The organism is Saccharicrinis sp. GN24d3 (assembly GCF_052400645.1).
GTDB lineage: Bacteria > Bacteroidota > Bacteroidia > Bacteroidales > Marinilabiliaceae > Saccharicrinis.
Genome location: NZ_JBQTGI010000001.1, coordinates 462321 through 482694 on the forward strand (window position 1 = coordinate 462321; position 20374 = coordinate 482694).

Sequence of the window (20374 nt, forward strand, 5' to 3'; positions counted from 1 at the left end):
CAATTAACGATGGTGTCAATATTTAGTGTTTCTTCCCGAGTCTTCTATTAGGTTTTTTAACAAAGCATTTAAGTCTGTTGCTTCCTTTAGTTCTTGAATGCTTTGCTGCATTCTGAATCTCCAACGGTGTCGTACATTGCTCGGATAGTTGATTTGTTCTTCATGTGTTTCCCGCCATCTTAAATCACCGTCCAAAGCTATCAAATCCTGTATAGGGAAAATGGTCCACATGGCCGGGGAATACATATGTTGCGTGATGATTTGTAAACATATCTCCGGTTCGGCATAAAAAGGAGCTTCCCCATGGTTGCCCAATTGGTTGTTATAAAAGTCCTGAATCGATTCTTTATCTTCCTCCCACCAGCCTCTGATGGTTGACATATCATGGGTGGAGGTAGTGCAAACAGATAAGTATGGGGCATCAGCCGGATGGGCAAACTTGATTAAAGAGTTCTTCGACATACGCTGGATTTCCAGACTTAAAATATTTAATGCCTCCATCACGGGGGGCACACAATCGGGAACCATTCCCAAATCCTCCCCGCATACCAACATATCGCTGGCTTCAATAATTTGAGGCAGTTTATTCATGGCCTGGTGGTACCAGAAATCATCGTGCCTTTGATAAAAGAAATGAAAATATAATTTGGACATTTGACCTTTTGTATGATCATCCAACTCAGCAAAGGAAGAAGTGTTATGTACACAAATTCTGGGATGAAACTCGTTCTCACCAGTCTGAACGATTAAAACGTTGGAAATTAAATCAAACAGGCCATCTCTTATTTCTCTGTCGGTAATGCTCAGGTCTTCTTCTTCAATGCCTTGTAGGAAATAAGCATTAACTTTTAATTGCGAATCAAAATCTTGCTTCAGCTGATAATTACCATGACCAGTATCCTCTAAAAAATCATTTATTACACGCGGGGCATGTTCGTTAAATAACGCTTCTACGATATGGTGTTTGATATATGGTTTAACATAACGCTCGTAATCGAAAACAATGTGGTAACTTTCAATCTCTTGCACAGTCATGGGCAATGCGGGTTTAAAATGCCCCATTAAACCTTCAACGGCATCCGAGGGGATTTCCCATATTCTGAAAAATCCTAGTATGTGGTCGATGCGGTATGCATCAAAGTAATCGGCCATTTTTTGCAATCGGTCGATCCACCATCTATATTTATCTTTGGCCATGGCTTCCCAGTTATAAGTGGGGAAGCCCCAGTTTTGTCCTTTTACGGCAAAGTCATCCGGAGGAGCGCCGGCCTGACCGTTCAGATGAAACAGGTGAGGTTCGGTCCACGCCTCTACGCTGTTAGGGCTAATGCCGATAGGGATATCGCCTTTTAATACAACTCCATTTTTACGGGCATATTCGCTTACCTCCTTCAGCTGTTTATCTAAATGATATTGTATAAAGTAATGAACCGCAATGTCATCCCATTCGTTTGAATGAGCAGCACTTATTTTCAATATGGCCTTTTCGTCATAGGTGCTGTGCTCTGTCCATTGCCTGAAGTCGGGATTCTTCATTTTATCCCTCAAGTAGGCGAAAGCAGCATAGGGAATAAGCCATTTTTTATTCTTTTTAAAGAAGCTGATGTACGCTTTGTCGTCGAAAAAAGTTTCTTTTTCCTGGTCGAACAATAATTTATAATACTCGCTTTTGGCCCGTAATACCTCAGGGTAATTGACGTGAATTTCAGAATTCAGTTTATTGCTTAGCGCCTCAAATCCTTCCATCATTTTTTTATCCTTGAGTTTCCCCATCTTTCCCAGGTTCAAATAGAGGGGGTGCAAAGCCATCACCGAGATTGATTTATAAGGATAGGAATCCAGCCAATTGTGCGAAGCAATGGTTTCGTTGACAGGGAGCAGTTGCACCATCTTCATTCCAACACTTTTCGCCCAGTCGATAAATGCAAATAAATCGTTAAACTCACCTACTCCAAAACTATCCTTGCTGCGCAGTGAGAACACAGGGACAGCAACACCCGCCCCTTTCCAATTGCCAAACGGATACTTAAACGATTCGTCCTGTTTAACGAAGGTGATTTTTTTTTCGGTAATTTCGGGCTGGCCTATTTGTCTATCTTCACCTTCTTCAATGGTGCTAATTTTTTTTGTGTCTGAATTATAAATGGCGTATTTGTAGCTGAGCGGGAACTCCACTTTGTTAAGATCAATCGAGGCACACCATTCCGGAAAGTTGTTGCCAGTACCCATCAGCAATGGCTTGTCCAGATCCCAATTGCCTAACACCTTTTGATTGCCAATGATGCACAGGCGGTGGTTGGTCCCTATCCTGGGAACATTAATTTTAAATTCCAGCGCTTGATCGGATTGGTTTTTTGGAGGATTAAACGTTCTGGAAGGTTTCATAATTACCTTTCTAAATGCCGAGCTGTACATTATTTTTTCTTCGTTTAAAGGAGCTCGCCAGTTATCCGTTATAACGATAACCGACTTGTTATCCTTCTTATTAATGCTGAGCTCTCTCGAAACTCCCCATTCCCAAATAATATTGCCAGATTCATCCTGTACAAAATATTTGTATTCGATCAACTTATCAGATGTGTTGATCTTACATTCCCCGGTCCAGTCGCCATTATTGGCATAACTTAGTTTTAAAGCTTTTGATGTTTTCCATTTACCCAATGATTGGTTAGAGCCGCAGACATAAATATTTTGCCCTAATAGGGTGTGATAATGGATGTTGAATATTATTTGCATAACCTTAAAATTAGGCGTTGTAGTTTTTTATTCCGATTAAGATAAGTATTAAATAGGGAATAATATAAGTTATAAATCAGTTTTTCAGAATTGCTTGAAAAAGTGGGCTTTAAAAATGGAAAGAAAATGGAAAAGGAAGGCCGTTTTGACTTATCTCGATAGGTTAGATGAGATGCTGAGTTGCCTGTATGGACCCAAGCGTATAAACAAAAAAAACGTGAGCCTCATCCGAAACTCACGCTTGATATTGTAAAATAGACTCTTTGCTTTAACCCGGATTATGTATTGGAGGTTCGTCATGAGCATTGCAAGTACAATAAAACAAGGCATTACTGAAACGAGGCATAACTTGTCCCGATTACTTTCAGGAGCATCGTTCTGGTGAGTTGAAGTGATGCAACGAAGTGCCTTGTTTTAAAGTAATTTCAATGTGTAATAGAATTTCTAATGCATATTGCGGGTTTAATTATGCAGCAGTACTTTGCTCATCGTCCGATTCTGAAGGATCAATCTCTTCAAAACCTGCATCGTAATTGGTGTTCATAGTTTTGATGAAGTCGTTTAGTGCCTCAAAGAAACTGGAAAGCTCATCTTCCACGAATGTTTCCATAGAAACTTTGGAGTTATCCTGGAATACCATTCTGAAATCTAAATAGTAATCCGTATTAGTATAAGTAGTTCCATCATATGAATAAGTTTCTGTTTCCTGAACCTTATATGCTTCTAAAGCCGCAATTAAAGTGTTTTTGTCGGCATAGGTTAAAACTAACTGTACATGCTGATTGGCTAATTCTACCAGGTTGTCTGCTTCTGCTTCTTTGATTTCATCCGGATAGTCGCCATATTCATCGCGGTCAGCTTCATGTTCTTCTTCAAATTCTTGTTCTCCATCAACCAAAGCTTTGATATTAACTTTACCTACTGCTTTTAAGTTCATTAATTGAACGTATGCATTGCCCTGGTTAATGATTTCTTCCATATAGGTTTCATTCCAGGTGTCAGTTTCGGAATGTTCTACTTGTTCGTATTGACCTGTAGATGCGTTGTATTCGTAACCCCACCAAGTGTATGTTTCACTTTCTTCGTACGTGTTGGCGTCAATATTTTCTTCTGACCAGTCGCCGGCCGCTTCAGCACCAAAAGCAAGTAGAATACTATCGCCATTTTTTAAACTAAAGTCAAAACTAGCCTCAGCATACTGACTGTGATTTAATACTTGTGTAAAAGAGAAATCGCCAATGGTAATAATGTTCGATAAAGAAGTAGGAGTAGCATCGTCCATGTAACTAGCTGCTAAAGTGTATGTCATAACTTCTTTGTTATTATACTTTAGCGATGATGTCAGGGCAGTAGGAACTTCCAAAGCTCCATTTATTTCTAAGTCTTCGCGTGGCTCCGCAATGGTTTTAACTTCCAAGCCACTAATTTTTAATTCAGCCGTATTGGTTGGGTCGCCTTCTTTTCCCGGGAATTGGAACACAATGGCCTCACTGTTTACCGTCGGTTCATCAAATTCCTTCGTGTCAAAGTTGTATACGTATGTTCCCTTCAGTTCTTCATATTTGTCTGATAAGTTAAAAGTTTCCGCGGTTGCTGATTTTAACGCAGTGTAAACGTCTGCAGTACTCTTGTCTTCATCAGCAATAATACTTGCTGTTCGCATCGGGAGATTTAAAATACTGTTTGCAGCAGCAGGCTCAGACGACTCTCCAAGAGACTCCATCATTGTGCTAAGTTCCATCATCATATCAATGGCTTCTTCTTGTTCGAGTTGTTTAATACTGTTCACAAGTTGTACCGCTTCGTCCTCGATGTTTTGCTTCGACTCTTCCGGGTCTTCTGTAGAATATTCTGCCTCAAGGGCTTCTTCTAATGTTTTTGCAATGTCAATGGTAGTTGTTTCTTTATCATCTTCACAACTTGTGAAAAATAACGTAGATATGGCTACTACCAATAAATTAAACTTAAATAGATTTTTCATGTGTTTTTAATTATGTGTGTAATATGGTGTTTTATTATTGTGCAAAATATAAAATATACTTAATAGAATATAATACTGAACAAAAATCCAAATTATGAATTAAATGCTCAAAAGTTCAAATGTGAATTGTTGTAATGAATTGATAAGGGAAGGTTTGTATTTGGTTTTTGAATACTAGAAGTATAGTTTGTCATGGTTTATGATTAAGGGTTAAAATCTATTCCTGATACGACGGTACGAAATAAATGTTATTATTTTTGTGATTTTTTTTTCAGATCATTGTTAATTCATTTTTACTACTATTGTAATTGTTTTAGCCATAGATTAATGGAAAGACTTATTATAACCGGATGAATTGGAATAGAATTGCTGTGTGCTTTATTTATTTATCTATTTGTGTTTTTGGAAAGTCACAAAACGGGGATTGGTGTATCTTAGGAAGGATACTGGATAATGAAAATGGAGAACCGATAGCTTTCGTACATGTGGCTACTTCAGATTTGAGCATAGGGACTGTGAGTAACGGGAATGGGCTGTTTGAACTATGTTTTCGCAGTGATGATTCTGTTCAAATAAAATTCTTCCATACTGCTTTTGAACCTTTGGTTCTGAGGGTAAAACCGTCCGGTGCAAATCAATTAGAGGTTAAATTAAGGACAAAAAAATATCTGACAGAAGAAGTTACTGTTAGTGGGAGCGGGAAGTCCCTGGTCAAGTCCCCGGTGCCGGGTAAAATAGAGCTTAAGCAGCAAGATATATTATTAACCCCTTCCGTATTGGGAGCCCCGGATTTGGTGCGAACATTACAATTAATGCCTGGGATACAGTCAGTAAACGAGGGTAATTCAGGAATTTATGTGAGGGGAGGTTCTCCCGGTCACAACTATATTGTTTTCGACGAGATTGAGCTAATGAATCCATCTCACCTGATGGGTATTTACTCGGTATTTAACCCCTTGTTAGTTGACAAGGTTGAATTTTATAAAGGAAATGCCCCGGTTCATCAGGCATCCCGGTTAGCTTCGTCCATAATTGTGAATACAAACGACAGAAAGGATGCTGCCTACAATTGGTCGGGAAATTGGGGCAATATATCCTCTAACCTTAGTTATCAGGGTATGTCCAAAAACCAAAAGTGGTACTTCAGCCTGGGTTTCCGGCGTAGTTATTTAGAAGCCCTGCAAGCGTTGGCAAAACCTTTTATCAATGATGAAGACAACTACTTTGTAAACAATACGTTTAATTTTTACGATTTAAACGGAAAGATCCGATACCAGAACGGCGCATCAGCACTCGCTTTGTCCTGGTATAAAGGTAGAGATGTGTTTCAATTTAATAATTCAGATAGGGCAGTGGCGTTGGATAATGAATGGGGTAACGAAGGTGCGGCGTTTTCCTGGAAATATATGATGAATGCCCATTTATCCATGAAGAACGTTATTTCTTATGCTGGCTATAAATCTTCTTTGGCGGTTGATTTTATCGACCAAAACCTAAAATTTGAGACCGATTATAAACAATATCAATTTAAAAATGAATTCCTGTTGCAGACGGGTAATCATGTAATTAGGTGGGGAGCTCATGTAACTCGTAAAGACATTTCTCCTCAGGATATTGATATTTCTTTAAATACAAATTCCGGCACAGCCTATAATTCATATAAACATCTGTCAGTAAAGTTGCCTGTCTCGGATAGGTATACTTTTTCGGATAGATGGGAGGTTTATTTGGGTGCGGCATTCGAGTATTACAAGTTATTGGATAAAACTCAGGAAAGATCGGAAGAGGTTCTTTCAGAAAAGAACAGTACTAGCGATATTCTTTCGAATATAGTGGCTATGGCTAACTACGATTTGTCTAAGGTGGCATCGTTAAAAAGCTCTTACGGTTTTATTTCACAAAACATTCATCTTGCCTCAATCGCATCTATTCCATTACCTTCTGATATTTGGATGCCGGCCACAAAAAAGGCGCCGGCAGAAACAGGGCATCAGTTTACCTTGGGCTATTTCAGAGAAATGAAAGGTATGGGAATTGAGTTTGGCGTAGAAGCATATGGCAAGCTATCGGATAATTCGTTAATGCTAAAAGTAAATGTGGAGGATAAGGAAGTAGATGATTTTGAGGATAATTTTTACAGCGGAAGTGCAAAATCGTTGGGGACCGAGTTTACTGTGAAAAAAACGGCTGCCAAATACAATGCAAACATCTCGTATACACTTGGATGGACACGACAAAAGTTTGACCAGATTAACCAAGGAGCCTGGCACGAAGCGAAATACGACAGGAGGCACGATTTAAACTTTTTGGGAAGTTGCCTATTAAATTCAAGGTGGGAACTGGGTACGGCATTTGTGTTTGCAACAGGTAATAAAGCCACTTTGCCCAAGGGAAGGTATTGGATGATGGGCGATATAAGTAACGACTACGAAGGTGTAAATAACTATCGTATGCCCGTATATCATCGTTTGGATTTATCGCTGAACTACAGGTTAAAATCAAAATGGTTTCATGAGTCCATATTAAATTTTTCATTGATTAATGTACTCAACAGAAGTAATCCATATTTTATTTATTATCATATCGATGATGGAGAGGGAACATACGAACTTAGCATCAAAGCACGTCAGGTTTCGTTATTTCCGATAATGCCTTCGGTAAGTTGGAGATATAAGTTTTAATTATGGGAAGAATTCTAATTATATCGGCGTTTGTTGCCTTATTCGGCTGCTCCAGGGATATTGAGGTGGAACAACCTTATTATGCGCCTAAAATTGTGGTTGATGGATGGATTGCGTCAGGGGATTTTGCTAATATATTTTTAACCCAAAGCTCTCCGTTTTTAACGGAATACGACTCCGCGTCTATCCGCGCTACCTTTGTAAATTATGCAAAATTAACAGTGTCCAATAGTCAAGGCGACTCAGAAGTACTAACACTGTTTCGTAAGGATGAGTTTTTTCCACCTTTCGTGTATAAGACAACCCGCATGCGCGGTGAGGTAGGTGAAACGTATCATTTAAAAATTGAGGTGGGGGGCAAGGTCATTGAAAGTGTCACAACTATTCCTCTGTTGCCAAATGTTACAGATGTACTTCCGGTAGAGATATCGGATACAACCATGAATATTGATGTTGAGGTGGATGATGATGCTTCTTTGACAAACTACTATTACTCAGAAATAAAGATCAATAGTGTGGATTCCATTTTTCACCAGGCATCATTTCCTTTGGTTCGTGATACCGAATTTAATGGTAGCAAAGGTTTGGTGAGGGTATATCGCAGCACTCAGCCTGATCCCTTGAATATTTATAATATTGATATGGTAAGAAACATTCCCCCATATGAGTTTTCGAGATTAGATACTGTCTTTCTTAAGTTTTCCTGTGTTGATGAATCTTCGTTTAATGTGTTAAACGATATTTATTTGGATAGGATCAATAGTGGAAATCCATTCGCTTTTGTAAACAAGGAAACCCAAACCAACATTACGGGAGGGATTGGAAGGTGGACTGGACTGGCAACAAAATATTTCGTAATTTCCAAGGATGAAATTATTTGGATTGATTGATAAACACCTCACTAATGTGAAATAGGATTATAAATTTACTATGTCGTTTAAAATAGCACTAATTCAATATAATATTGTCTGGGAAGAGGCAAATGCCAACCTGAATTTCTTATCACAGTTGCTTCAAGAGATTGAAGATGACGTAGATTTGATTGTTTTGCCGGAGATGTTTGCAACGGGTTTTTCCATGGATACAAAGCGTATTGCTCAGGAGATGGACGGTAAGGTTGTTGATTGGCTTAAACTGATGGCCAAAAATACCAGAGCAGCTTGTATAGGAACGCAGGCAATACGTGAAAATGGTAAGGTATTCAATAGGGCATTGTTTGTAACGCCAGAACAACAAATTAGTTGTTACGATAAAAGACATTTGTTTAGCCCGGGCAATGAACATGTAAATTATACACAAGGCCGACAGCGAACGGTAATTCATTACAAAGGATTGCGTATTCTTCCTCAAATATGTTATGATTTGCGTTTCCCTGTATGGAGCAGAAACAGGAACGATTACGATTTGGCCATTTACATGGCTAACTGGCCTGCTGTCAGACAACATGTTTGGAACACTTTAATTAAAGCAAGGGCCATAGAAAACCAGTGTTATGTATGTGCTGTGAACCGGGTGGGGGAAGGAGGAGGAATACAATATTCTGGAGAATCACAAATGATAGATTTTAAAGGTTTAGGACAGCTCAATATGGCGCAGCGGAATAATCGGATAGCGTACAGTAATATAGATATTGTTTCACTTACTTCGTTTAGAGAAAAATTTCCAAGTCATTCTGATGCTGATGATTTTGAATTGCTTACGGATTGACTGTTATCTTTAACTTGCATCTTAACATTTTTATAGTTAAATTTAAAAGAATGATTTTGCAGCTATTCAGGTTTTATGTAAAGTAATATTTTATGTTTATTGACTAAGTCTGCAATTATTTTGATAAGGTAAGATTTGTTGGATTAACGCTGTAGATTATGAAAAATTTTAAGGTTAAGGTAGAAGACAGGGAGGTTAAGTTCTTCAAGGAATTATTGGATAAATTCAGTTTTGTGCATTACGAAGAGCTTGTGGGTTCCGAGGAGCCAAGGATCTATCCTGCAGCTGATTTCGAGATTAGATCTAAAAAACATCAGGAAGATAAGGGGGTGAAAGCGGATTCGGGGGAGCCACCTAAACGTTCTTTGGAGAAATCTAAAAAAAACAGACAAGATGCCATGAACGACATCAGAAATGTAATTTCCCAAATTGATAAACTAAGAGATAGTTCCAGGTAGGAAGTTATATCGTAATAACATTGTAGTAGTTTTTTTCTGATAAAAAGGTACAGGGCATAATATTTGTTGTTTGTGTTACTGTAAAAACCAAAACTAAAGGTTATGAAGAGCTTTGTATTTATTTTTAGTATGGTAATGATTTTTACCATGGCTGGATTTACACAATCGGTTGAAAAAGTATACGAATCTGTAGATAAAGTTCCTGTTTATGGCAAATACGGAGGGAATATTCAAAAATATTTTGACAAAAAATTAGAATATCCGGTTGATGCTTTGGCAAAAGAGTTGGAAGGTAAAGTGTTGGTGTCGTTTGTGGTTACCAGCAAAGGGATTGTAAGTAACGCAAAGATTGAGAAAGGTTTAAGCGAAAGCGCCGATAAAGAAGCTTTGAGGTTGGTAAACGCAATGGACAAGTGGAAACCTGCAAAAATAGGACGTACTTCAGTGGCCAGCAAAGTGACCATGCCCATTAATTTTTATTTGTCGGATAAAAGCAGGAATTTGGCTAGGCAGCTAAAACCATTTTACGCCAATGATAAACCACCTTTGTTTGTGCTTGACAATAAGAAGGTGCTGGGAATTACAAGTGTTGAGTATTACAATGTGAAGTCAATCAGGGTTATAAAAGGGGAAAGAGCTATCGCCTTATACGGCGAAGACGCTAAAAATGGCGTACTTGTGGTTGAAACCAAAAGAGGAACACCCAGGGAGTATCAGATGCATTAGGTCTATATACAACGCACAATATTTTAAGGGAATTTATTCAACGAATAAGTTCCCTTTTCTTTTATCTTTGTGCAGTTTTTTAGAATGCTGAGTACATCATCTCACCAATAATTGAATTGATATATGCATACAACCATTTTTTACGTCATTGTAATACTTATAGTTCTGGGGTTTGCCTGGGACAGGTTTTTGTTATACCTCAACACGACCAGGTGGAGCGATAAGATACCTCCGGAGTTGGAAGGCATTTATGATGCGGATAAATATGCCAAGCAGCAACAATATTCAAAGGTTAACCATAAGTTTGGTTGGATAACAGGGATTTACGGGATGCTTTTGGTTTTGGCCATGTTATTTTTTGAAGGCTTTGCTTGGTTGGATAGTTGGGTGTTAACATTTACGGATCATGAAATACTCAGGGCCATTATCTTTTTGGGGGTATTAGGGCTAGGCTCAACGATTTTAAATATTCCGTTTTCAATATACAGCACATTTGTAATTGAGGAGCGATTCGAATTCAATAAAACTTCGCCGAGGACATTTGTTTTTGATTTATTCAAATCGCTCGCGATTGGGGCTGTTTTAGGTGGAGGTATTTTGGCATTGATAATGTGGTTTGTTCAAATAGCGGGTGAATGGTTTTGGTTATACGCCTGGGGTTTAATGACGGTTTTTATGCTGTTTATAACCATGTTTTACACTTCTTTTTTGCTGCCGTTATTCAATAAGCAGACCCCGCTCGAGGATGGCGAATTAAAAACTGGCATTCAGGAATTCTGTAAAAAGGTAGGCTTTAAGCTCGATAACATTTATATTATGGATGGTTCCAAGCGTAGTACCAAAGCCAATGCTTTTTTCAGTGGGTTGGGATCCAGGAAACGAATCGTTTTATACGATACCCTGGTGAATGATCTGAAGGTGGATGAGATAGTTGGCGTATTGGCGCACGAAATAGGTCATTACAAAAAGAAACATACTTTGTGGGGGATGATTAGCGGTATTGCACAGACAGGAATCATGTTATATATCTTTTCTTTATTTGTGTATTCGCCTGAGCTTTCAGCTGCATTGGGAGTGCAAGAGCCAGCTTTTCATATCGGTTTAATCGCATTTGGTATTCTTTATAGCCCTATTTCCGGTATTTCAGGTTTGTTCTCGACCTTAATCTCCAGAAAAAACGAATACGAAGCTGATGCCTTTGCCGCTACATATCATAATTCGGAATCCTTAATCAAAGCATTAAAAACAATATCGGTAAATGCTTTGAGCAACCTTACGCCACATCCTTGGTTCGTGTTTTTCCATTATTCGCATCCTCCGTTACTGGCAAGGGTTAAAGCATTAAGAAAATATAATTAGTGTCAAGAGATAGATTTGCGCATTCCATTCTTATATCTAAATCCATGAAAGTAGAAATAGTAACAATAGGTGATGAACTTCTCATCGGTCAGGTGGTGGATACCAATTCAGCCTGGATGGGCAAGCAATTAAACGAAGCAGGATTTGAAGTGACCCGTATAAACTCGATTAGCGATAAGGAGGAAGATATTTTAAATATTCTGTACGAGACGTCCCAAAGAGCGGATGTGGTATTGATAACCGGTGGTCTGGGGCCAACCAGGGACGATATCACCAAAACTACCCTCTGTACATATTTCAATACTGAACTAGTATTTGATGAGCAAGTGTTTGAGGATGTAAAATCTTTTTTAAAAGGAAGGGTCGCGAATATAAATGAATTTAACCGTCAGCAAGCCTTGGTGCCGGCGAATTGCGATGTGATCAGAAATCCAATGGGAACGGCCCCAATTATGTGGTTTGATCATGAGGGTACCGTTTTTGTTTCCATGCCCGGGGTACCCTCTGAGATGAAACATATAGTGGAAAAGGAAATTATTCCCCGTTTGTCTTCCCGGTTTAGAACAGGTGCAATAGTTCATAAAACAGTAATTATTCACAATATCCCGGAGGCGGTATTGGCAGAGATGCTGGAAGGGTTCGAGGATGGAATTCCGAGCTTTATAAAGCTGGCCTATTTGCCTTCTCCGGGAAGGATAAGACTTAGGTTTACGGGCAGGGGCATCAATAAAAAGGAAATTGAGACAGGAATAGATAAGCTGATTGAGCAGTTAAAACCCATTCTAGGAGATGCTATATTGGGGTATGAAGATGTATCTACAGTTGAGATGGTTGCCGCTGTTTTTGACAAGCATAAGTTAACCCTATCGGCGGCCGAAAGCTGTACGGGCGGAAATATCGCACATCAAATTACTCTGCGTCCGGGAAGTTCCGGTTATTTTAAGGGCAGTGTTGTGGCATATCACAATGAGGTGAAAATGGGATTGCTTGCTGTGAAAGAAGAATCATTAATTGCTTTGGGTGCTGTAAGCAAAGATGTAGTGGAGCAAATGGCCATTGGGGCAAGGTATAATTTGGGAACGGATTATGCTGTAGCAACTTCGGGTATTGCCGGCCCGGATGGAGGTACCGATGAAAAGCCTGTTGGAACCATTTGGATTGCGGTAGCTGGGCCTAAAAGAGTACTAAGCGAAAAGTTTAACTTCGGGAAAATACGCGAACGCAATATAGTCCGCGCAACAGAAATGGCCTTAGTGATGCTAAAAAAGATGGTGGAAGAGGATTTAAGCTAAAAGCTTGTAGCGATTGGCTATTCGTATAAAGTGAAGTGGTGAAAAAAAATGTACTTTTTCTTGCTGTATATTTGTAATTTACATTAAAAAACAGTTATTTTGCACCCTGTTTGAAAAATGTATCCGAAAAAACGGTGTAAAGATGTCAAGAGTTTGTCAGATAACTGGAAAAAGGTTCTTAGTAGGGAACAATGTTTCCCACTCCAAGAGGAGAACCAAAAGAAGATTTGATGTAAATCTATTTAAGAAACGATTCTTCCTTGTGGAAGAGGAGCGTTGGGTAGACCTGAGGGTTTCGGCTTCCGGGCTTAGAATGATCAACAAGGTTGGTTTATATGCTGCTTTGAAATCCGCAAAAGAAAAAGGTTTTATAACTAAATTTTAAGGGGGGTTAAGAAATGGCTAAAAAAGCAAAAGGAAACCGCATTCAAGTTATCCTTGAATGTACAGAGCATAAAGAGAGTGGAATGGCAGGAACAAGCCGTTATATCACTGTTAAAAACAGAAAGAACACTCCGGATAGAATGGAATTGAAAAAGTATAACCCTATTTTGAAGCGTTATACCGTACATAGAGAAATTAAATAAATCTTTGTATCATGGCTAAGAAATCAGTAGCAACATTACAAAAAGGAGGCGGTAAAGGTCACACAAAAGTGATTAAAATGGTAAAGTCGCCTAAAACTGGTGCTTACTCTTTTAGAGAAGAGATAGTAACCAACGAAGAAGTAAAAGAATTTTTCAAAAAATAATTTTGCCCAGGCAGAAGACATTTTTATTTAAGAGCTTCCTTTATTTTTAAAGGAAGCTTTTTGTATTATAATATGTTTGCAAGAAAACACATCTAACTAGGTTACGCCTCTTTTGAAAACCGTTACTTACAAAAGTAAATTCCTTGATTTTCAAAAGATCCAAGCCTTGTTCTTTGCGCTTTCTTATCAAACATCTTCAGAAACTAATTTTATAGGTAGTATATGTTCCAATTATTACAATGTAAGATAGTTTGTATAGATTGCGGTATTCGATAACTAAATTATATTTTAAATAGTTATTTTTATATATTTAGCATGTTTATACGTATGGGATTTATTGCGTTGGAAAGAGCATAGTAGACAAAATTGTTAACAGTCTATTTTTACAGAATATGGGATTATTCGGAAGTTTTACAAAAGAGAAAAAAGAAAGCCTCGATAAAGGTTTGGCAAAAACCAAAGAGAGTGTTTTTAAAAAGCTTACGCGTGCTGTCGCAGGACGTTCAAAAGTTGACGACGTAGTACTGGATGAGCTGGAAGAGGTGCTGATTACATCCGATGTAGGTGTGGATACAACGCTTAAAATTATTGAGCGCATTGAGGAGCGGGTCGCCAAGGATAAGTTTTTGAGTACTTCCGAACTAAATAGAATTCTTAAAGAAGAAATCGTTGACCTTCTGTCTGAAAATCAAATGGACGGGGAAGGCGATTTTGAACTGCCTAAAAGTGAAGATCCCTACGTGATTATGGTGGTGGGTGTGAACGGTGTTGGAAAAACAACTACCATCGGTAAACTTGCCCATAAGTTTAAAGCTGCCGGCAAAAAGGTGGTGTTGGGAGCTGCCGACACTTTCAGGGCGGCAGCTATTGACCAGCTTCAGGTGTGGGCCGATAGGGTGGATGTTCCATTGGTTCGTCAGAACATGGGGTCCGATCCCGCTTCTGTTGCATTCGATACATTAACCTCCGCAAAAACGCAGGGGGCTGATGTGGTGATTATTGACACTGCCGGAAGATTGCATAACAAGGTGAACCTGATGAACGAGTTGACCAAGGTGAAAAAAGTGATGCAAAAGGTGGTGCCGGATACGCCAAACGAGATAATCCTGGTATTGGACGGATCTACCGGACAAAATGCTTTTGAGCAAGCCAAGGAATTTACCAAGGCTACCGAAGTGAACGCCCTTGTGATTACTAAATTGGACGGAACGGCTAAAGGTGGTGTTGTGATTGGGGTATCGGATCAGTTCCAAATCCCGGTCAAGTATATTGGAATAGGCGAGGGAATTGATGATCTGCAGATTTTTAATAGAACCGAGTTTGTGGATTCTCTGTTTAACTAATAGTTTAAAATAGAACAAAATATTGGGCTACCTGTTTATGAGGTAGCCTTTTTTGTGGTACGATGATATTAGGCTAATTTAAAAGGTCTATGGTCTCTTATCGCTTATCTAATAGTCTGAAAAATGAAGAAGATTGATGTAGTTACGTTGGGGTGTTCAAAAAATTTAGTGGATTCAGAGTCGCTGATCAAACAGTTTGAAGCAGGTGGTTTCTCGGTTGCCCATGATTCGGAATCGCCGAAAGGGGATATTGCTATCATCAATACCTGCGGTTTTATTGGCGACGCCAAGGAGGAATCCATAGAGACCATCCTGAATTTTGCCGAGGCCAAAAAAAGGGGTGAGATAAAAAAGCTGTTTGTAATGGGATGCCTTTCCGAAAGATATTCTAAGCAATTGAAAGAGGAACTACCCGAGGTGGATGCCATATATGGTAAATTCGATTGGAAACAGATTGTGGAAGACCTGGGGCAAAACTATCGTGCCGATTTAATTAATGAGCGCAGCTTGACCACACCGGGTCATTATGCCTATTTTAAAATATCGGAAGGGTGTAATCGTTCCTGTTCGTATTGTGCCATCCCTTTAATTACAGGTAAGCATAAGTCTAAACCCATAGAGCAGTTGATAGAGGAAGCCGAGCGATTGGCTGATCAGGGGGTGAAAGAGCTTCAGGTGATCGCACAAGACCTGTCGTTTTATGGTTTGGATATATACAAGCAGATGCGCTTGGGGGAGTTGGTTCATAAAATTGCTGATGTCAAAGGGATTGATTGGGTGAGGTTGCACTATGCCTATCCTGCCGGATTCCCATATAATGTGCTTAAGGTTATGAATGAGCATCCTAATGTTTGTAATTACTTGGATATTGCCTTGCAGCACATTAGTGACCCAATGCTTAAAACAATGCGTCGGAATGTATCCAAAGCCGAAACATACAAACTTATTGAACGCATGCGAAAGGATGTTCCCGGAATTCATCTCAGAACAACCATGATAACCGGTCATCCGGGTGAAACCGAGCAGGATTTTAAAGAGATGTTGGCGTTTGTGAAGGAAGCACGTTTTGAACGATTGGGGGTATTCCCTTATTCGCATGAAGAAGACACCCATGCCTACCGCAACTATAAAGATGATATCCCGCAAGAATTGAAGCAGGAGAGAGCTGATGCCATCATGGAAATTCAGGAGCAGATCAGCTGGGAAATCAATCAGGAAAAAGTTGGAAAGGAAATGAAGATAATTATCGACCGCAAAGAAGATGATTATTATGTAGGCCGTACCGAATTTGATTCACCGGAGGTAGATCCTGAAGTATTAATACCAATTGATGAAAATGAAATGGAAGTTGGTAAGTTCCACCAGGTGAAGATAACTGATGCGGAAGCTTATGATTTGTTTGGGGAGCCAGTAGGTAGTCAACAGTAGGCAGTTCTCCATCGTTTGTGTATACATTAATGATATATTTATATACTAAAAACTGCATACTGAATACTAATGACTAGGTATTTCTTAGAACTCGCCTATAACGGAAAAAATTACCATGGCTGGCAAATTCAGCCCAATGCCATCTCTGTACAAGAAGTTTTGAGTGATTGCATAGGTAAAATGCTACGGGAAGAAATCAATATTGTAGGCTGCGGCCGCACCGATACAGGTGTTCATGCTTCCTATTTTGTTGCTCATTTTGATTGTGTAAAGGAGGAAATTGACGGAGAACAGTTCTGTCATAAGCTGAATCGTTTCTTGCCAAAAGATATCGCTGTTTATTCTTTATCTAAGGTGGATGGAGAAACCCATAGTAGATTTTCCGCTAGTAGTCGTACTTACGAATATTATATGGTAGATAAAAAGAGCCCGTTTCTGCAAGAATATGCCTATCAATCGCATGTGCCATTGGATTTTGAACAAATGAATAAAGCGGCTCAATCACTATTTAATTATACTGATTTTACCAGTTTCAGCAAACTACATACCGACGTAAAAACAAACAATTGTAAAATCACCAGAGCGGTTTGGGAATTCAAGAATAATCGGTGGGTTTTTACCATTAGTGCCGATCGCTTTCTTAGGAATATGGTGCGTGCTATTGTAGGAACCTTGTTGGAAGTAGGTAGAGGGAAAATGACCTTAAATGAATTTAAAGAAGTTATAGAGGCCAAGGATAGGGGAGTGGCCGGCACATCGGCGCCTGCACATGCGCTTTATTTGGTAGGTGTTAGTTATCCTGAGGAGCTGTTTTCTTCCAAGATGTAAATAAGTCTAATGTCTCTTAGCTATAATCTAACAATCTATTTTATCTTTGCGGCGCTAAAATAAGATAAGATGATTTCAGTTGATGCTTTAACGGTAGAGTTTGGTGCTACCACCCTTTTCAAAAATATATCCTTTGTTATAAACGAAAAAGACCGTATTGCCCTTATGGGTAAGAACGGAGCCGGTAAATCTACTTTGTTGAAGATCCTGGCAGGGGTGCGTGATGCCAATAAAGGTCGGGTTTCGGTGCCAAAGGATAAAGTAGTCGCTTATCTGCCTCAGCATTTAATGACTGAAGATAACCGAAGTGTGTTTGAAGAGGCCTCACAGGCTTTTGCCGACATACTTGCCATGGAGAAAGAAATAGCTGAGCTTAATAAGCAGTTAGAGACACGTACTGATTATGAGTCGGAAAGCTATTATGAGTTGATTGAAAAGGTTTCTGCCCTTAGCGACAAGTTTTATTCCATTGAGGAAACCAATTTCGACGCAGAGGTTGAAAAGGTTTTGTTGGGACTGGGATTCTTGCGTGGGGACTTTGGCAAACCGACCAGCGAATTTAGCGGAGGATGGCGTATGCGTATCGAATTGGCCAAGATACTGCTTAAAAAACCTGATCTGATATTATTGGATGAGCCAACAAATCATCTGGATATTGAATCGATTCAGTGGTTGGAGGAATTTTTGATTAATTGCGGCAAAGCTGTTATTGTAATTTCCCACGATAGGGCATTTGTGGATAATATTACCACACGAACCATTGAGGTTACGATGGGACGTATTTATGATTACAAAGTTAATTACTCCAAATATTTAATTCTTCGCCAAGAGCGCAGAGTACAACAGGTGAAGGCATTTGAAGAGCAACAAAAAATGATAGCCGATAATGAGGCTTTTATCGAACGTTTTAAAGGTACCTACTCAAAGACCTTACAGGTTCAGAGTCGGGTTAAGATGCTTGAAAAATTGGAAAGGGTTGAAGTGGATGAGGAAGACCGTTCTTCATTACGCCTAAAATTTCCGACAGCTCCACGTTCGGGAAATTATCCGGTAATAGCCCAGGATGTAGCAAAATATTACGATGAGCATCTTGTCTTTTCAGATGCCTCATTAACGGTGGAGCGAGGTGAGAAGATTGCCTTTGTAGGAAGAAATGGGGAAGGGAAGTCAACCTTGGTTAAAGCTATCATGAACGAAATAGATTTTGATGGTGAGCTTAATTTGGGGCACAATACCATGATTGGTTACTTTGCGCAAAACCAGGCTTCGTTATTAGAAGAAGACTTAACAGTGTTTCAGACTATTGATGATGTTGCCAGGGGAGATATTCGTAATAAAATAAAAGATGTATTGGGGGCTTTTATGTTTGGCGGAGATAATTCCACAAAAAAGGTAAAGGTGCTTTCTGGGGGCGAAAGAACCAGGTTGGCTATGATTAAGTTATTGTTGGAGCCAGTAAACCTGTTAATACTGGATGAGCCTACCAATCATTTGGATATGAAAACCAAAGATGTATTGAAGGATGCGCTAAAAGCCTTTGACGGAACTTTAATCCTTGTGTCTCACGACCGCGATTTTCTGGATGGGTTAGTGGATAAGGTATATGAATTCGGAAACAAACGTGTAAAGGCGCATTTAGGAGATATACAGAGCTTTTTAAGTATGAAAAAGATGGCGCATCTTACAGAGCTGGAAAAGAAGAAGGTTGCCATATAGCAATGGTCAATTGTTTCGGCAAAGCTTACATCATTCCTTTAACCAAGCCGATAATTGGAGTTGATAAATAGGTTATCCCAAAACTCCAAATAAGAATTCCCAAAAGAAGGAATAATAAAAATTTGCGGGTGTCTTTTAATAATAACATCCCAATCATTAAGGAGATAAATGGTCCCAGCAAGCCGGTTACCATTAATCCTAACCCCGCAACACCATATTTTTGTAACCAAACATTAAATTTCTCCTGTTTATGCGCAATTTTCCTGGTGCCATATTTATTCATTAACCATTTGCGAAAAGGTTCGCCCGAGAAATAAACAAGTAGGGCGGATGAAACAGCTCCCAAAGAAGTAAAAGTAGCGGTAAAGAAAGGAGTGAGTCCCATCGCAATTCCCACTGGTATGCCTTTCCAAATTCCGGTGGCACCTGCCAAATAAACGGCAAAATATCTTCCAATCTCTTCCATTAAAAAGTATAAAATTCAGCAGAGAATCTGCTAATCGTAAAATTCTAATAATCAGGGAAACATCATATTTTTGGCTATGCAAAAAACATCAAATAAAATCCTGGTACAAACATGCTTTGTGCCATCATTTTATTTGTTCCATATTTCCCAAGCTCCTTCGGCTTGTAAATGCAGCATTTCCAAGCCGTTTTTAATGGCTGCACCTTGTTTTTGGCCTGCTTTTAAAAATGCGGTAATTTCCGGGTTGTAAATTAAGTCGAAAAATAAATGATTCTTTCCACAGTAGTGGTAGGGGATTTCCGGTTTGGCATTCATATCGCCGTACATTCCAAGTGGGGTGGTATTGATAATAACCTGGTTGTCCGCCATGCTTTTTTCGTTCAGGGAATTATAACTAAGTTGAATTTCTCCTTCGGGGGTTCTGGAAACAAGCTTGTACGCTAAGCCCATTCTGTTCAACGCAAACCCAACTCCCTTGGCAGCCCCACCGGTGCCCAGAATTAATGCGCTTTTGTGATGCGCCTTAATCAAGGGTTCAATAGATTTTGTAAACCCGATGATATCGGAATTATATCCCTTAAGCACTGGTTTTTTCGGATTGCCCCAATCGAATTTAATCACGTTTACAGCACCTGCTTCCCGGGCAATAGGATCAAGTTCGTCCAGGTATGGTATAACTTTTTCTTTGTAGGGAATAGTGACGTTTAAACCACCTATATACGGGTGATGATCAATAAGCTCAGGAAATTCGTCTATAGAGGCAATAGGAAAGTTCAAGTATCTGGCCTTGATGGCTTCTTGTTCAAACTTATTGGTAAAATATTTTTGCGAAAAAGACTGCGATAATGGATATCCTATTAACCCGTATGTTTTCATAATTCGTATTCAAATCAACAATTCAA

18 protein-coding genes are annotated in these 20374 nt (G+C 39.2%); 14 read left to right on the forward strand and 4 right to left on the reverse strand.

What is annotated here, in order from left to right:
* Positions 1 to 15 precede the first annotated feature (15 nt).
* Both ACT29I_RS01460 and ACT29I_RS01465 read right to left on the reverse strand, forming a co-directional pair.
* Positions 16 to 2736 carry a 4-alpha-glucanotransferase gene (locus ACT29I_RS01460; protein ID WP_430934389.1) on the reverse strand — a complete coding sequence of 907 codons (2721 nt, stop codon included), beginning with the start codon at positions 2734 to 2736 and terminating at the stop codon, positions 16 to 18.
* Between the two features lie 466 nt (positions 2737 to 3202).
* Positions 3203 to 4717, reverse strand: coding sequence for a hypothetical protein (locus ACT29I_RS01465; protein WP_444792538.1), 1515 nt, complete (start codon positions 4715 to 4717; stop codon positions 3203 to 3205).
* Positions 4718 to 5067: 350 nt separating this feature from the next.
* Here ACT29I_RS01465 and ACT29I_RS01470 point away from each other — a divergent pair, with 350 nt between their 5' ends.
* From ACT29I_RS01470 to ACT29I_RS01535, 14 genes are all read left to right on the forward strand, one after another.
* Positions 5068 to 7398 carry a TonB-dependent receptor gene (locus tag ACT29I_RS01470; RefSeq protein WP_430933150.1) on the forward strand — a complete coding sequence of 777 codons (2331 nt, stop codon included), beginning with the start codon at positions 5068 to 5070 and terminating at the stop codon, positions 7396 to 7398.
* A 2-nt stretch (positions 7399 to 7400) separates the two neighbouring features.
* A complete protein-coding gene (locus tag ACT29I_RS01475; RefSeq protein ID WP_430933151.1) occupies positions 7401 to 8288 on the forward strand; it encodes a DUF4249 family protein in 888 nt (295 codons plus the stop codon).
* Between the two features lie 40 nt (positions 8289 to 8328).
* A complete protein-coding gene (locus tag ACT29I_RS01480) occupies positions 8329 to 9105 on the forward strand; it encodes an amidohydrolase (protein WP_430933152.1) in 777 nt (258 codons plus the stop codon).
* 158 nt (positions 9106 to 9263) lie between these two features.
* On the forward strand, positions 9264 to 9563 hold the full coding sequence (locus ACT29I_RS01485; RefSeq protein WP_430933153.1) for a hypothetical protein: 300 nt from the start codon (positions 9264 to 9266) through the stop codon (positions 9561 to 9563).
* A gap of 102 nt (positions 9564 to 9665) precedes the next feature.
* On the forward strand, positions 9666 to 10289 hold the full coding sequence (locus ACT29I_RS01490) for an energy transducer TonB (RefSeq protein WP_430933154.1): 624 nt from the start codon (positions 9666 to 9668) through the stop codon (positions 10287 to 10289).
* 123 nt (positions 10290 to 10412) lie between these two features.
* Positions 10413 to 11648: a M48 family metallopeptidase gene (locus ACT29I_RS01495; RefSeq protein WP_430933155.1), complete on the forward strand. Its 1236-nt coding sequence runs from the start codon at positions 10413 to 10415 to the stop codon at positions 11646 to 11648.
* A 44-nt stretch (positions 11649 to 11692) separates the two neighbouring features.
* Positions 11693 to 12940, forward strand: a complete 1248-nt coding sequence (locus ACT29I_RS01500; RefSeq protein ID WP_430933156.1) for a competence/damage-inducible protein A — start codon at positions 11693 to 11695, stop codon at positions 12938 to 12940.
* A gap of 142 nt (positions 12941 to 13082) precedes the next feature.
* The gene (gene rpmB / locus ACT29I_RS01505; protein ID WP_430933157.1) at positions 13083 to 13325 is read left to right on the forward strand and encodes a 50S ribosomal protein L28; all 243 of its coding nucleotides are present in this window, start codon (positions 13083 to 13085) and stop codon (positions 13323 to 13325) included.
* A gap of 13 nt (positions 13326 to 13338) precedes the next feature.
* On the forward strand, positions 13339 to 13527 hold the full coding sequence (rpmG, locus tag ACT29I_RS01510) for a 50S ribosomal protein L33 (protein WP_430933158.1): 189 nt from the start codon (positions 13339 to 13341) through the stop codon (positions 13525 to 13527).
* 11 nt (positions 13528 to 13538) lie between these two features.
* Positions 13539 to 13691: a DUF4295 domain-containing protein gene (locus ACT29I_RS01515; RefSeq protein ID WP_430933159.1), complete on the forward strand. Its 153-nt coding sequence runs from the start codon at positions 13539 to 13541 to the stop codon at positions 13689 to 13691.
* Positions 13692 to 14083: 392 nt separating this feature from the next.
* Positions 14084 to 15034 (forward strand): signal recognition particle-docking protein FtsY, encoded by a 951-nt coding sequence (gene ftsY, locus ACT29I_RS01520; protein WP_430933161.1) that lies wholly within the window; start codon positions 14084 to 14086, stop codon positions 15032 to 15034.
* Positions 15035 to 15157: 123 nt separating this feature from the next.
* Positions 15158 to 16462 (forward strand): 30S ribosomal protein S12 methylthiotransferase RimO, encoded by a 1305-nt coding sequence (gene rimO, locus ACT29I_RS01525; RefSeq protein WP_430933162.1) that lies wholly within the window; start codon positions 15158 to 15160, stop codon positions 16460 to 16462.
* Positions 16463 to 16531: 69 nt separating this feature from the next.
* Positions 16532 to 17290, forward strand: coding sequence for a tRNA pseudouridine(38-40) synthase TruA (gene truA, locus ACT29I_RS01530; RefSeq protein ID WP_430933163.1), 759 nt, complete (start codon positions 16532 to 16534; stop codon positions 17288 to 17290).
* Positions 17291 to 17359: 69 nt separating this feature from the next.
* The gene (locus ACT29I_RS01535) at positions 17360 to 19006 is read left to right on the forward strand and encodes an ABC-F family ATP-binding cassette domain-containing protein (protein ID WP_430933164.1); all 1647 of its coding nucleotides are present in this window, start codon (positions 17360 to 17362) and stop codon (positions 19004 to 19006) included.
* 25 nt (positions 19007 to 19031) lie between these two features.
* Here ACT29I_RS01535 and ACT29I_RS01540 read toward each other — a convergent pair whose 3' ends face one another.
* Both ACT29I_RS01540 and ACT29I_RS01545 read right to left on the reverse strand, forming a co-directional pair.
* Positions 19032 to 19472, reverse strand: a complete 441-nt coding sequence (locus tag ACT29I_RS01540; RefSeq protein WP_444792539.1) for a VTT domain-containing protein — start codon at positions 19470 to 19472, stop codon at positions 19032 to 19034.
* Positions 19473 to 19601: 129 nt separating this feature from the next.
* Positions 19602 to 20348: a shikimate dehydrogenase family protein gene (locus ACT29I_RS01545; protein WP_430933166.1), complete on the reverse strand. Its 747-nt coding sequence runs from the start codon at positions 20346 to 20348 to the stop codon at positions 19602 to 19604.
* Between the last annotated feature and the right edge of the window lie 26 nt (positions 20349 to 20374).